This is a genomic window from Streptomyces sp. NPDC101151 (genome assembly GCF_044768335.1).
Lineage (GTDB): Bacteria > Actinomycetota > Actinomycetes > Streptomycetales > Streptomycetaceae > Streptomyces.
Genome location: NZ_JBIWPP010000021.1, coordinates 115,347 through 128,914, shown reverse-complemented (window position 1 = coordinate 128,914; position 13,568 = coordinate 115,347). Strand labels below are relative to the sequence as shown.

At 72.0% G+C, this 13,568-nt stretch carries 12 protein-coding genes; 7 read left to right on the top strand and 5 right to left on the bottom strand.

The annotated features are described in order from the left end of the window. The first annotated feature begins 81 nt into the window (after positions 1 to 81). Positions 82 to 867, top strand: coding sequence for an electron transfer flavoprotein subunit beta/FixA family protein (locus ACIRU3_RS31325; RefSeq protein WP_404063260.1), 786 nt, complete (start codon positions 82 to 84; stop codon positions 865 to 867). A 52-nt stretch (positions 868 to 919) separates the two neighbouring features. Beyond that, a complete protein-coding gene (locus tag ACIRU3_RS31320) occupies positions 920 to 1,882 on the top strand; it encodes an electron transfer flavoprotein subunit alpha/FixB family protein (protein WP_404063258.1) in 963 nt (320 codons plus the stop codon). Positions 1,883 to 1,939: 57 nt separating this feature from the next. Here the strand turns inward: ACIRU3_RS31320 and ACIRU3_RS31315 are convergent, their stop codons facing one another. Next, positions 1,940 to 2,845 (bottom strand): endonuclease/exonuclease/phosphatase family protein, encoded by a 906-nt coding sequence (locus tag ACIRU3_RS31315; RefSeq protein WP_404063255.1) that lies wholly within the window; start codon positions 2,843 to 2,845, stop codon positions 1,940 to 1,942. 194 nt (positions 2,846 to 3,039) lie between these two features. Between ACIRU3_RS31315 and ACIRU3_RS31310 the strand changes: the two genes are divergently transcribed. Both ACIRU3_RS31310 and ACIRU3_RS31305 read left to right on the top strand, forming a co-directional pair. Next, the gene (locus ACIRU3_RS31310; RefSeq protein ID WP_404063252.1) at positions 3,040 to 4,344 is read left to right on the top strand and encodes a DUF6986 family protein; all 1,305 of its coding nucleotides are present in this window, start codon (positions 3,040 to 3,042) and stop codon (positions 4,342 to 4,344) included. 242 nt (positions 4,345 to 4,586) lie between these two features. Continuing rightward, positions 4,587 to 6,362, top strand: coding sequence for a protein kinase (locus ACIRU3_RS31305; protein WP_404063340.1), 1,776 nt, complete (start codon positions 4,587 to 4,589; stop codon positions 6,360 to 6,362). Here ACIRU3_RS31305 and ACIRU3_RS31300 read toward each other — a convergent pair. Together ACIRU3_RS31300 and ACIRU3_RS31295 are read right to left on the bottom strand one after the other, a co-directional pair. After that, complete coding sequence (locus tag ACIRU3_RS31300) at positions 6,308 to 7,102, bottom strand: hypothetical protein (protein WP_404063250.1); 795 nt, start codon at positions 7,100 to 7,102, stop codon at positions 6,308 to 6,310. The genes ACIRU3_RS31305 and ACIRU3_RS31300 overlap by 55 nt on opposite strands. Before the next feature lie 7 nt (positions 7,103 to 7,109). Beyond that, entirely contained in the window at positions 7,110 to 8,159 is a 1,050-nt protein-coding gene (locus ACIRU3_RS31295; RefSeq protein ID WP_404063247.1) for a LacI family DNA-binding transcriptional regulator, read from the bottom strand. Positions 8,160 to 8,369: 210 nt separating this feature from the next. Between ACIRU3_RS31295 and ACIRU3_RS31290 the strand changes: the two genes are divergently transcribed. Then, the gene (locus ACIRU3_RS31290) at positions 8,370 to 9,323 is read left to right on the top strand and encodes an ROK family protein (RefSeq protein ID WP_404063244.1); all 954 of its coding nucleotides are present in this window, start codon (positions 8,370 to 8,372) and stop codon (positions 9,321 to 9,323) included. 8 nt (positions 9,324 to 9,331) lie between these two features. On the opposite strand, the gene ACIRU3_RS31285 is transcribed toward ACIRU3_RS31290, so the two are convergent. Next, entirely contained in the window at positions 9,332 to 11,356 is a 2,025-nt protein-coding gene (locus ACIRU3_RS31285) for an NPCBM/NEW2 domain-containing protein (RefSeq protein WP_404063241.1), read from the bottom strand. A 253-nt stretch (positions 11,357 to 11,609) separates the two neighbouring features. Further along, positions 11,610 to 11,963 (bottom strand): hypothetical protein, encoded by a 354-nt coding sequence (locus ACIRU3_RS31280; RefSeq protein WP_404063239.1) that lies wholly within the window; start codon positions 11,961 to 11,963, stop codon positions 11,610 to 11,612. A gap of 190 nt (positions 11,964 to 12,153) precedes the next feature. Here ACIRU3_RS31280 and ACIRU3_RS31275 point away from each other — a divergent pair, with 190 nt between their 5' ends. Together ACIRU3_RS31275 and ACIRU3_RS31270 are read left to right on the top strand one after the other, a co-directional pair. Further along, a complete protein-coding gene (locus ACIRU3_RS31275; protein WP_404063237.1) occupies positions 12,154 to 12,354 on the top strand; it encodes a hypothetical protein in 201 nt (66 codons plus the stop codon). A 143-nt stretch (positions 12,355 to 12,497) separates the two neighbouring features. Beyond that, entirely contained in the window at positions 12,498 to 13,553 is a 1,056-nt protein-coding gene (locus ACIRU3_RS31270; RefSeq protein WP_404063235.1) for an NUDIX domain-containing protein, read from the top strand. Positions 13,554 to 13,568 lie beyond the last annotated feature (15 nt).

Here is a 13,568-nt window from a genome sequence, read left to right as displayed (position 1 = left end):
CCGACCGGGATCGGCCGCTTCAGGCGCCTATGCTGCCTGCAAGAGGCAGCCCGGAAATGACGATGCAGTAGGAGAGCCGGCGTGAGCTTGAGGATCGTTGTCACTGTGAAGTACGTGCCCGACGCCACTGGCGACCGGCACTTCGCCGATGACCGGACCGTCGACCGCGACGACGTGGACGGTCTGCTCTCCGAACTGGACGAGTACGCGGTCGAGCAGGCCCTGCAGATCGCGGAGAACGCGGACGACGCCGAGGTCACCGTCCTGACGGTCGGCCCCGAGGACGCCAAGGACGCGCTCCGCAAGGCCCTCTCCATGGGTGCCGACAAGGCCATCCATGTCGAGGACGACGACCTGCACGGCACCGACGCCATCGGCACCTCCCTGGTGCTGGCCAAGGCGATCGAGAAGGCCGGCTACGACCTGGTCATCTCCGGCATGGCCTCCACCGACGGAACCATGGGCGTCGTACCGGCGCTGGTCGCCGAGCGCCTCGGCGTCCCGCAGGTCACCCTGCTCTCCGAGGTCTCCGTCGAGGACGGCACTGTCACCGGCCGCCGGGACGGCGACGCCGCCTCCGAGCAGCTCGAGGCGCAGCTCCCGGCCGTCGTCTCCGTCACCGACCAGTCGGGCGAGGCGCGCTACCCGTCCTTCAAGGGCATCATGGCGGCCAAGAAGAAGCCGGTGGAGTCCTGGGACCTGTCCGACCTGGACATCGAGGCCGAGGAGGTCGGTCTCGACGGTGCGTTCACCAAGGTCGAGGCCGTGGCCGAGCGTCCGGCCCGCACGGCCGGCACCATCGTCAAGGACGAGGGCGAGGGCGGCAAGCAGCTCGCTGAGTTCCTCGCGAGCCAGAAGTTCATCTAAGGCTCGCCCCCGCTGACCGCCCCTCAACTTCGTTACGCAGGAGAGCAATCCCATGGCTGAAGTCCTCGTCTACGTCGACCACGTGGACGGTGCCGTCCGCAAGCCCACTCTGGAGCTGCTGACCCTGGCCCGCCGCATCGGCGAGCCCGTCGCCGTCGCGCTGGGCAACGGCGCCGCCGACACCGCCGCCGCGCTCGCCGAGCACGGCGCGGTCAAGGTCCTCACCCACGAGGCCGCCGAGTACGCCGACTACCTGGTCGTCCCGAAGGTGGACGCCCTGCAGGCCGCCTACGAGGCCGTCTCCCCGGCCGCCGTGCTGGTCCCGTCCTCCGCCGAGGGCAAGGAGATCGCCGCCCGCCTGGCGCTGCGCATCGGCTCCGGCATCATCACCGACGCCATCGACCTCGAGGCCGGCGACGAGGGCCCGGTGGCCACCCAGTCGGTGTTCGCCGCGTCCTTCACCACCAAGTCCCGGGTCATCAAGGGCACCCCGGTCATCACGGTCAAGCCGAACTCGGCCGCCGTCGAGGCCGCCCCGGCCGCAGGCGGCGTCGAGGCCCTGTCCGTCTCCTTCTCCGACAAGGCGGCCGGCACCAAGGTGACCGCCCGCACGCCGCGTGAGTCGACGGGCCGCCCGGAGCTGACCGAGGCCGCCATCGTGGTCTCCGGCGGCCGTGGCGTGAACGGCGCGGAGAACTTCTCCCTCATCGAGGCGCTCGCCGACTCCCTCGGCGCGGCCGTCGGTGCCTCGCGCGCCGCGGTGGACGCCGGCTGGTACCCGCACACCAACCAGGTCGGTCAGACCGGTAAGTCGGTCTCCCCGCAGCTGTACATCGCCAACGGCATCTCCGGTGCGATCCAGCACCGTGCCGGTATGCAGACCTCGAAGACGATCGTGGCCGTCAACAAGGACTCCGAGGCCCCGATCTTCGACCTGGTCGACTACGGCGTGGTCGGCGACCTCTTCGACGTCGTCCCGCAGCTCACCGAGGAGATCAAGACCCGCAAGGGCTGATCGCCGCCGGGCTGTACGAGGCCCCCGTGACCGCACACCGGTCACGGGGGCCTCGGCTCATCCCAGGGTGACCCATGCCTGCACGGGCAGATGGTCGCTCGGGAACCGGCCGTTCCCGGAGTAGGTGTTGATCGACGCCCGCCGGGTCGTGACCCCCGGCGTGGACAGGATCCAGTCGATGCGGTCGCCGCCCGGGACGAGCGGCTTGTAGCCGTGGAACGTGCCGTACAGCGCGCTGCGCGCGGCGGCCGCGTCCCACGTGTCGACGAGTCCCGCACCCAGCATCGCGTCGTAGACCGGGTTCTTGTGCGCGGCGACGTTGAAGTCGCCGGTCACCACGACCGGCAGGGAGCGGTCGAGACCGGCGATCCGCTGGGCCATCAGCGCGGCGCTGCGTTCGCGCGCGTACTGGCTCGCATGGTCGAAGTGGGTGTTCAGGACGTAGAACTCCCGTCCGCCGTCGCGCAGATCGCGGAAACGGACCCAGGTGACGATCCGGGGGAACGCGGCGCGCCAGGTGTTCGAGCGGATCACTTCCGGGGTGTCGGAGAGCCAGAAGGTGTAGTGCTCGACCGGGGACAGGCGCCGGGTGTCGTAGAAGATCGCCGCGGACTCGTCGCGGCTGCCGCCCTCACGGCCGGTCCCGATCCAGGCGTGGTGCGGTCCGAGGTCGGAGTGGATGTCGCGCAGCTGCTGGTAGAGGCCTTCCTGGGTGCCGATGACGTGGGGGTTCTCGCGGCGCAGCAGCTCGCGCATCACCGGTCTGCGGACGGCCCAGCTGTTGGGCTCGGCGGTACTCGCGAAGCGCAGGTTGAAGGACATGATCCCTACGCCGTGCGCCTGGTGCTCCTCCGCCGAGGCGGACGGGGCGGACAGTGCTGTACTGGACAAGGGAACGGTGAGCGCCGCGGCCAAGGTGGCCTTGACGCCCAGACGGCGCGTGACTCGGCTGTGGTTCGGCACGGAGGCTCCTTCGGTGGAACGGCCGGACGAGTCGTGCGAAGGGAAGTGTGACACCGCGCCCTGAGAGGGGCGTGAACATGGCGAGGTGTCGGAGTGGCGCTCCGTGGACATGGTGTTGACCATCCCGAAGGTCCCCGGATAACTTCATTCTACGGATTGTTGATTCCGTAGAGCGGAAAAATGGAGGGTGTGGGATGGGTCAGGGCCAGCAGGAGAAGGTGGCGACGAGCCTCGCGGGTGCCGTCAGCGAGGAGATCAGCGCCTCCCTCGCGCCGGTCGACGCGGAACTGGAGCGCCGCTACCCCGGCGACCCCGGCACCCGGCAGCCCGTCCACACCGTGTACGTCCCCGGTGACGCCTTCGCCGCCGACACCATCCGCTCCTGGGGCGACCAGGCCCTCGCCGCCCTCGACGAACACGCCCCGGACGCGGCCTCGTTCGCGGCCGTCCTCGGCCTGTCCGCCGACCTCGCCGAGCCCGTCCACTCCCGCGTCCGCGCCAAGCTGGAGCGCGAGCCCATCGAGGACCTGCGCGTCGACTTCGAGGACGGCTACGGCCCGCGTCCGGACGCCGAGGAGGACGAGGCGGCCGCCCGCGCCGCCCGACTGATCGCCGAGGCCTACAAGAACGGCACGGCCGCCCCCTGTATGGGCATCCGCATGAAGTGCATGGAGGCCCCGGTGCGCGACCGGGGAATCCGCACCCTCGACGTCTTCCTCACCGGCCTGATCGAGGCGGGCGGCCTGCCCGAGGGGCTGGTGCTGACCCTGCCCAAGGTCACGTACGCCGAGCAGGTCACCGCGTTCGCCCGTCTGCTGGAGGCCTTCGAGAAGGTCCACGGCCTGGAGACCGGCCGTCTCGGCTTCGAGATCCAGATCGAGACCAGCCAGTCCATCCTGGCCACCGACGGGACCGCGACCGTCGCCCGTATGATCCAGGCCGCCGGAGGCCGTGCCACCGGCCTGCACTACGGCACCTTCGACTACAGCGCCTGCCTCGGCGTCTCGGCCGCATATCAGGCCAGCGACCACCCCGCAGCGGACCATGCCAAGGCGATCATGCAGGTCGCCGCCGCGGGCACCGGCGTACGGGTCTCGGACGGCTCGACCAACGTCCTCCCGGTCGGCCCGACCGAGAAGGTCCACGACGCCTGGCGGCTGCACTACGGCCTCACCCGCCGCGCCCTCGCCCGCGCCTACTACCAGGGCTGGGACATGCACCCCGGCCACATCCCGACCCGCTACGCCGCAGTCTTCGCCTTCTACCGCGAGGGCTTCGAGCAGGCGGCGGCCCGGCTCACCCGCTATGCCAACCGCGCGGGCGGCGACGTCATGGACGAGCCCGCCACCGCCAAGGCCCTCAGCGGCTACCTGCTGCGCGGCCTGGACTGCGGCGCCCTCGACATCGCCGAGGTCGCCCGGCTCACCGGCCTGACCCGGGCCGACCTGGAGGGCTTCGCGGCACCCCGGCGCGGCGATCTGACGGCCTCCGCGAAGTAGAGCCCGGGAAGCACCCCTTCCGCACGGCAGCGGAGCTGTCACAGCCCCGGGCGCCGGCTTGAGCCGTCACCACCGCCCCGTACTCTGGACGCCATTCACCGACACGGCGGACGAGGAACGGGGCGGCAGTGTCTTCGGGGGAGTACGGACCGGACGAGTACGGACCGGGCGAGTACGGACCGGACGGGTCCGGACCGGTGGCATACGGCGCGGGACAACACGGCGCGGGGCAGCGGCGGTCGGTGGAGGGGGACGGGCGGACGGAGAGCCGGGAAAGGGACGGCGCCGGGCGGCTGCTGGCCGGGCGCTATCGCGTCACCGACCGGCTCGGGCGAGGCGGCATGGGTGTCGTGTGGCGGGCGGTGGACGAGGTCCTCGGCCGTGAGGTCGCCGTCAAGGAACTGCGCACCTACACGGACGTCGCAGGCCCCGAGCTGTCGGAGCTGCGGCTGCGGATGCAGCGCGAGGCCCGCGCCGCCGCCCGGGTCCGCCATTCCGGCGTGGTCGCCGTGCACGACATCGCCGAGGTCGACGGCCGCCCGCTGATCGTCATGGAGCTGGTCGACGGCCCTTCACTGGACGACGTCCTGCGCGAGCGGGGCACCCTGGAACCCTACGAGGCGGCCCGGATCGGTGCCGAGGTGATGGACGCGCTCGCCGCCGCCCATCGCGCCGGTGTCCTGCACCGCGACGTCAAGCCCGGCAACATCCTGCTGGACCGCTCCGGCCGGGTCGTCCTCACCGACTTCGGCATCGCCACCATGGAGGACCCGGGCGACGGCTCGGCCACCCGTCTCACCCGCAGCGGCGAACTCGTCGGCTCCCTCGACTACTTGGCGCCCGAGCGTGCCCAGGGCGCCGAGCCCGGCCCGGCCTCCGACGTCTGGGCCCTGGGCGCCACCCTGTACGCGGCCGTCGAGGGCGCCTCGCCGTTCCGTCGTACGTCGACCTATTCCACGCTCACCGCGATCGTGGCCGAGCCCCTGCCCGAGCCCCGCCGCGCGGGTCCGCTGGCGCCCGTTCTGCAGCGCCTGATGGACAAGCGTCCGGACGCGCGTCCGGACGCCGAAGAGGCCCGCGATCTGCTGCGCGAGGCGGCCGGGGCGAGGCCGCCGGACACCCCGACGGCGGCCCTGCGCGGAACTCCGCCGCGCGGCCCCGAGCCGACGGCACGCAGTGTGCCGCAGGTGCCGCCGGGGTTCGGCCCGGCAGCCATGCCCGGCGGTGTGCCGCCGACGCCCATGGCTCCGACACCGCCGATCTCCATGGCTCCGACACCGGCCTCGCATGCCGGACAGGGCCCCCAGGGCCATGGCCCCACCGGCACCCCCGCCGCGTACGTCAGCGGCCCCACCGGCCCGATGAGCGCCACGTCCGCCGAGCCCCGCCGCAAGGGGCGTGCCCTGCTCGCCGCGGTCGCCGTCACCGTCGTACTCGCCGCGGCCGGGATCACCGTCGCCCTGCTGAACGACAAGGACGAGCCCCGTCCGGACGCGGCGCCCGCCGGCTCCCGTACCGCGGCCGGCGCCACCGGCCGTGCCGACACCGACTGGTCCACGCGGCCGACGCCCACCGGCCCGGCCGCCGGGAAGAGCACCGCACCCGGCGAGCAGGCGAGCGGCGGCAAGCCGTCCCACCGCGCCTCCGCCTCCGCCTCCACCCCCGGCAAGGCCTCCAGCAGCCCCACGCGGGACGGAGGCGCAGCGGGTGGTACGGGCACCACCTCGAGCCCCGCCCCTGCCTGCCGGCCCGTAGGCGGCGGCAAGTACGACTGCCAGGTCTGGCGCACCGCCAAGTCCTACACCGCCGCCGGCACCGAGACGGGTGTCCTCGGCGCCGGCACCAACTACTTCTACTGCCAGACGAACCTGGGCCGCCGGGAGACCTACGGCCGGTGGACCAACGTCTGGTGGGCGAAGACCGACGACGACAGCGGACACACCGGCGTCTATGTCAGCGACGTCTACCTCAAGGGCGGCGGAAACGACGCACCGGTGCCGGGGCTCCCCGTCTGCTGACCGGCGGCGTACGGCTCCAGCCCGGACTCCGTCACCCACGCGTGCTCGGCGAACAGGCGCGTGCCGCGCGCACACCGGACGACGTCGGCACGCGCCCGGGCGCAGAACTCCTCCGGAGTGACGCCGAACAGCACTCTCAACGGGGCCGATGCCGCGAGGAGTTCGGCCAGCAGGGCGTGCTGACCGGGATGCGCTCGCGGCGCACCGGCGCCGTTGTGCAGCACCCCGTGCCGGTTGACGTACACATACGCCCCGGGCAGAACCTGACCGTCCGCCAGCTCGATGTGCACGTCCGGTGCGGGCAGCCAGGCCCGGCGGAAGTTGCCGTCGGGCAGCGGTACCCCCTCGCTGGCGTCGATCACGGCCAGTTGCCGTGGGTCCAGCCAGATGACGAACAACTCGTGTGGCGGGCCTTGGGACTTGACCGGAGAGGCGGAGACATAGCCCATGCGGCTGACGTGCGCGGAGACGCCCACGTCGACGCCGGTCACCCGCGTCCGCACCATCGGGACGGCCGAGTCGATCCCGGACTCCGTCATCTTGTGCCGCAGTTGGCCGGGGCAGGCGTTGGAGCCGACCGCGAGGACCGGCACCCGGTCGTCGTACACCAGGCGTTCGAGCGGCAGCATCCGATCGCCCTGCAGCAGCCCCGAGCCGGCCGGCCAGGCGCCCGGATAGAGCAGCGGATGCTCGCGGGGTGCCTCGGCGAGGCCCAGTTCCTGCAGGGTGTGGCCGGTCACGGTCGGCTCACCCGGCAGGCGGCAGCTCGCCGGAGCCGCGGGTGATCAGCCGGGTCGGCAGCTCGATGCGCTCCGGAGCGACGAGGGTGCCGTCCAGCTGGCGGAAGAGGCGCTCGGCGGCGGTCCGGCCGAGGGCGGCCGCGTCCTGCGCGACGACCGTGACGCCCGGCTGGAGCAGATCGGCCAGCTCGATGTCGTCGAAACCGACAAGGGCGACCGGTCGGGACTGCTCGGCGAGGACACGGATCACGGTCACCGTCACCCGGTTGTTGCCCGCGAAGATCGCGGTGACGGGGGCCGGGCCCGAGAGCATCTCCTCGGCCGCCCGGCGCACCCGCACCGGATCCGTCGCCCCGAGGGACATCCACTGCCCCTCGACCGGTATGCCCGCGTCCTCCATGGCGGCCCGGTAACCGCGCAGTCGCTCGGCCGCGGTGTGGATGCGGGGCATGTCGCCGATGAACCCGATCCGGCGGTGACCGTGCGCGATCAAGTGGGCGACGCCGTCGCGGGCACCGCCGTAGTTGTCGGACAGGACGACGTCGGCGTCGATCCTCCCGGCGGGGCGGTCCACGAACACGGTGGCCACGCCCGCTCTGATCTCCGGCTCCAGATACCGGTGGTCGTCCCCGGCCGGAATCACCACCAGACCGTCCACCCGCCGGGCGCACAGTGCCAGCGCCAGCTCCTGCTCCCGCTCCGGGTCCTCGGCGCTCGAGCCGTTGATCAGCAGGGCGCCATGGGCCCGGGCCACCTCCTCGACCGCGCGGCTCAGAGGGCCGTAGAAGGGGTCCGCGAGATCTTCCAGGACCAGGCCGATGCTCGCCGTACGGCCCTTGCGCAGCACGCGCGCGCTGTCGTTGCGGCGGAAGCCGAGCGCGTCGATCGCCTCCTGGACGCGGCGCTCGGTGTCCGGCGTGACGCCGGGCTCACCGTTGACCACACGGGACACCGTCTTCAGACCGACCCCGGCCCGCGCGGCCACGTCCTTCATCGTGGGACGGTTGCCGTAGCGGTTTCCTGAATGGCGCTCTGCGTGGCGGGTGCTCTCGGGCACGATGCGTGTCCTGTCCTGTCGTCCGTGTTGTCCACTGGGGTGGTGCGGCGGTCCAAGGTTTGTACGAGGATGTGGCGTCGAGCATAGAGCCTGGACAACGTTGTCAGATGCGCGAGAGACTGTCCAGCGCTGTCTCCGGCCTGCGCCCCCACCGCTTGACCGGCCTGCCTCTTTCTGGTTCTCAAGCTTCAACGGGGAGATCTGACTCTGATGCACACCGAACTCGTGGCGGCCCTGGACATCGGCGGCACCAAGATCGCCGGCGCGCTGGTGGACGGCCACGGACGGATCCAGGCGCGTGCGCAGCGTGCGACGCCCGCGCAGCAGGACGGCGAAACGGTCATGCGGGCCGTCGAGGGGGTGCTCGGCGAACTCGCGGGGTCGCCCCTGTGGGGACGCGCCGGCTCGATCGGCATCGGCAGCGCGGGCCCGGTGGACGCCTCGGCGGGCACCGTCAGCCCCGTGAACGTGCCGGGCTGGCGTGACTTTCCGCTGGTCGAGCGGGTGCGCGCGGCCGCCGGCGGCCTGCCGGTCGAGTTGATCGGCGACGGCGTGGCGATCACCGCGGCCGAGCACTGGCAGGGCGCCGCCCGCGGGCACGACAACGCGCTGTGCATGGTGGTCTCGACGGGCGTCGGCGGCGGCCTGGTCCTTGGCGGGCAGCTGCATCCCGGCCCGACCGGCAACGCCGGGCACATCGGGCACATCAGCGTCGATCTCGACGGCGACCCGTGCCCGTGCGGCTCGCGCGGCTGCGTCGAGCGCATCGCCAGCGGCCCCAACATCGCCCGCCGCGCCCTGGAGCAGGGCTGGCGGCCGGGCCCGGACGGCGACACCTCCGCGGCGGCGGTGGCCGCCGCCGCCCGGGAGGGCGACCCGGTCGCCGTGGCCTCCTTCGAGCGGGCCGCCCAGGCGCTGGCCGCCGGTATCGCGGCCACCGCGACCCTGGTGGAGATCGACATCGCGGTGATCGGCGGGGGTGTCGGCAAGGCAGGCGACATTCTCTTCACGCCCCTGCGCAAGGCCCTCGGCGACTACGCGACCCTCTCCTTCGTCCAGCGGCTGACCGTCACGCCCGCGCAGATGGGCACGGACGCGGGCCTGGTCGGCGCCGCCGCGGCCGCGCTGGCCCGAAGGCCGGACGCGACCGCGGCAGGGGTCTGAGACAGGGGTCAGCAGCTGAGCCGCGCGTCCGCCCAGTCCGCGTGGTCCGAGTCGATGCCGTCCCCGCCGTCGGTGACGACGAGACGGATCTCCTGGGCACCGCTGACATCGGCGGTGAGGGGCTGGGCGGGCTGTGCGGTGGTCAGCACACCGGTCGAGGCGACCTTGGTGCCGTCCGCCCAGATCTCGAAGGCGACGGTGCCCTTCGTGGCCTTCTCGTCGTCCACGCCGACGTCCGCGGTGACCTTCGCGCAGGCTTTGCCGGTGTAGAAGGAGACCTCGCTCTCCGCGTGGACGCCGAGCCCCTTGGCGTACACCGTGCCGCCCAGGGTGATCGGGTGACCGTCGCCCGCGTCGCTCTCCCCGTTGCTGGTGTCGCGCTCGACCGGCCCCCAGCCGCTGGTGGCCGACAGCCACGGCAGATCGCTGAGGTACGACGTCCCGGCGGGCGGTGGCAGGACGACCATCGCGGTCAGCGGGAGGGTGCTGGTGACGCTCTCCCCGCCGGGTGAGCGGTAACTCGCCCTGAGGGAAAGGCCGTACGCACCCGTCGGCGTACCCGCGGGGGCGGTCACCTTCCAGCCGGTGCGCAGGGACCTGCCCGTGGAGAGGGCGGCGGCCGTGGTCGCCGAGGTCGCGCGCAGGGTCCAGCCGTCCGGACCGGTCAGCGACACGGAGACCCGGCGCGCGGGCGTCCGGCCCAGATCGGTGACGGAGGTCGTCAGCGTGGCCGGGGTGCTGGCCTCCACGAACGGGCGCCCGTCCAGGCCGAGTTCGACGGCGGGCGGGTTGGCGGACCAGTCCGGGTCGGCCGAGACCCGCAGCAGGACCGTGCCATGGGCCGGGACGGTGGCCGCGATGCTGCCCGCGGTGTTGTAACCGCGGTGCTGCCACAGGTCGCGCTGGGTGTAGGCGGGGGCGTCGGGCAGGCCGACGGCACTCGCGGTGGTGGCGATCCGCTGGGCGGTGCCGGACTCGTTGAACAGGGCGACCGCGCGGCTGCCGTCCTTCATCTCCTTGGCGACGACCCAGCGTCCGCCCGCGGAGGACACGACCGTGCCCTGTTTGCCCAGCGGGTCCTGGTCGACGGCGATGACCTCCTTGTTGTCCAGGATGTCGAAGGTCGCCTGGGAGGCCTTGCGCAGGTCGGTGCCGATCAGCAGGGGCGCGGCCATGACCGACCAGAGGGAGAAGTGGGAGCGGTACTCGGTGTCCGTCATCCCGCCGTTGCCGACCTCCAGCATGTCGGGGTCGTTCCAGTGGCCGGGGCCCGCATACGGAGCGAGCGGCAGGTTCTGCTTGAGGATCGACAGCATCGAACCCCAGCTGTCGCTGATGTCCCCGGTGGTCCGCCACAGGTGGCCGTCGTCCGCGGCCCACTCCCAGGGCTTGTTCTCGCCCCATTCGCAGATGCTGTAGACGATGGGCCGGCCGGTCGCCTTCAGGGCGTCGCGCATGGTCTTGTAGCGCAGCTTGGCATCGACGCCGAGGTTGTTGCAGTTGTCGTACTTGAGGTAGTCCACGCCCCAGTCGGCGAACTGCTGCGCGTCGCTGTACTCGTGGCCGAGCGCGCCCGGGAAGCCCGCGCTGTTGCAGGTCTTGATGCCGGCGCTGGTGTAGATACCGAGTCTGAGGCCCTTGGAGTGCACGTAGTCGGCGACCGCCTTGATCCCGTTCGGGAAGCGGGCCGGGTCCGGCACCAGCTTGCCGTTCGCGTCCCGGTTCGGCAGGGCCCAGCAGTCGTCGAGGTTCACGTACTGGTAACCGGCGTCCTTCAGGCCCTTGTTCACGAAGAGGTCCGCGATCCCCTTGACCATGGCCTCGTCGAAGTCGGCGCGGCAGTGCGTGGAGTTCCAGTTGTTGAACCCCATGGGCGGGGCGAGGGCGAGGCCGTCGGCCAGGGCGGGGGCGGCGACGGGGTGCCGGTCGGGGGCCGCGACGGCGGGTGCGGCGAGGCCCACCGTGCAGAGCAGTCCTGCGGCGAGCGCTCCGGCCGCTCTTCGGCGCGTGGTGCGGGTGTGAGGGCGACGCATCGTTGACGTTCCTCCGACTCGCGGGAGATGGGATGACGGCATGTACGTGTCACCGGTGCGCGTTTACGGTAGGACGTGTCGGACTCTGTTGGAAGAGGCGAGTCGGAGTTGTTCGATATTCCGTCATACCCCTTGACGGGTGGGGATTTTGGGGACGACGGGAAAGGCCGGGCGTTCGGTTGTGTTGGTTCGCCCGGCCTCGCCTTGCCTTGCCCGGTCCCTTCGTGCCTTGCCTCGACAGGCCCGGCCGGCCTCACCTGAACTCGTGCACGACCTCGATCAGGCCGACGATGTGTGCGTTGAACTCGTCCAGCTCCTGGGCGGGAACCCACAGCTCCAGGATCGTCGCGCCGCCGGCCTGCTGGACGGGATAGCGTGCGAGGAACTCCGCCTCGACCTCGAAGCGCGTCACGAAGCCGGCGCCGCTGTGCTTGACGTTCCAGTCCCTGGCGATCCTGATCGCGTAGTCCTCGTTGAGCACCGGGTAGAAGATCGGCTGCTCGGGCAGCCGTGGCGGCCACGCCCTCCAGTCCAGCTCCCGGACCAGGTCGAGCTCCTCGGGCCCGGTGGGGCGCCAGAGGGTCGTCGTCGGGCGGGTGCTGGTCATGATGGCGTTCTCCTGGTGGTGGCCCGCCGCCGCACGGCAGGCCGGGGCCCGGACGATACCGGCCCGGTGATCACCGCGGCCACGAGGTTTCACCGGCCCCCGTGGCCCCCCCGCCGGAGTGTCGCCGGCCCGCAGAACCCAATCGCCGTGATCCGCGTGACCCCAGGCCGGTTCAGCAGTTGGTCCCGGCATGAAGAAGCGCAGCATGCTCGCCATCGCCACCCTCGCCACCGGATTCGTGGTGGCCGCCGTCACTCCGTCGCACGCCGTGGACAAGGGACCTGCCGGATCTCTCGGTGACCTCAACGTCTCCGGCACCCTCGACCACGTCGACGACCTGGCCGGCCACGACGGACTCGTCCGGGCCGACCATGCGCTGGGGCAGCAGTAGCCGGCCCGATGTCCCGGCGCGGTGCCGGTGTCCCCGCCCAAAGGGACACCGGCACTCGCGTGTGCGCACCCTCAACTGGATGTGGTTTCCGTGGCAGGGTGGAGCGGGCAAGCCACAGGGGGCCAACAGAAGAGGGGGAGTCCGTGACCGTCGTCTGGATCAACGGCGCGTTCGGTGCGGGGAAGACCACCACCGCACGGGAACTGATCGAACTGATCCCGAACAGCACGCTCTTCGACCCCGAGGTCATCGGCGGAGCGCTCTCGTACCTGCTGCCGCCCAAGCGCCTCGCCGAGGTCGGCGACTTCCAGGACCTGCCGATCTGGCGCCGGCTCGTGATCGACACGGCCGCCGCGATGCTGGCCGAACTGGGCGGGACCCTCGTGGTCCCCATGACCCTGCTGCGCCAGGAGTACCGCGACGAGATCTTCGGCGGCCTCGCCGCCCGCCGGATCCCCGTACGGCATCTGCTTCTCGCCCCGGCGGAAACGATCCTGCGCGAGCGGACGGCCGGGCGTGAGATCCCGCCGGACCTGCCCGACGGCGAGATACGGCAGCGGCGGTGGGCGGACGACCACATCGAGCCCTACCGGGCCGCCCTCGCCTCCTGGCTCACCGCCGACGCCCACCTCGTGGACAACAGCGACCTCACCCCGTACGAGACCGCCGTCCGCATCGCCGACGCCGTCGGCAGCGGCGTCGTACCCCCCTGCGACATCGTGCAGACCCCCGAGCCCACCGCCGAGACCCTCGCCGCGGGAGTACTCCTCTTCGACGAGCAGGACCGGGTGCTGCTCGTGGACCCCACCTACAAGCCCGGCTGGGAGTTCCCCGGCGGTGTGGTCGAGCGCGGTGAGGCTCCCGCCCGTGCCGGCATGCGTGAGGTCACCGAGGAGACCGGGATACGGCTGCGGGAGGTGCCCCGGCTGCTCGTCGTGGACTGGGAGCGGCCCGCACCCCCCGGCTACGGCGGACTGCGGCTGCTCTTCGACGGCGGCCGGCTGGACTCGGCGGAGGCGTCCCGGGTGGTACTGCCGGGGCCGGAGCTGCGCGACTGGCGCTTCGCGACCGAGCAGGAGGCCGCCGACATGCTGCCGCCGGTGCGCTACGAGCGGCTGCGCTGGGCGCTGCGGGCCCGTGAACGCGGCGCCGCGCTCTATCTGGAGGCCGGTGTGCCGGTCGCCGGACAGGCCGCCTGACGAACTCCCGGAACC

Excerpts from the sequence above, each read along its gene's own strand:
- ACIRU3_RS31275 (WP_404063237.1), top strand. The coding sequence starts at position 12,154 with ATGAAGAAGCGCAGCATGCTCGCCATCGCCACCCTCGCCACCGGATTC.
- ACIRU3_RS31290 (WP_404063244.1), top strand. The coding sequence starts at position 8,370 with ATGCACACCGAACTCGTGGCGGCCCTGGACATCGGCGGCACCAAGATC.
- ACIRU3_RS31320 (WP_404063258.1), top strand. The coding sequence starts at position 920 with ATGGCTGAAGTCCTCGTCTACGTCGACCACGTGGACGGTGCCGTCCGC.
- ACIRU3_RS31280 (WP_404063239.1), bottom strand. The coding sequence starts at position 11,963 with ATGACCAGCACCCGCCCGACGACGACCCTCTGGCGCCCCACCGGGCCC.
- ACIRU3_RS31310 (WP_404063252.1), top strand. The coding sequence starts at position 3,040 with ATGGGTCAGGGCCAGCAGGAGAAGGTGGCGACGAGCCTCGCGGGTGCC.
- ACIRU3_RS31285 (WP_404063241.1), bottom strand. The coding sequence starts at position 11,356 with ATGCGTCGCCCTCACACCCGCACCACGCGCCGAAGAGCGGCCGGAGCG.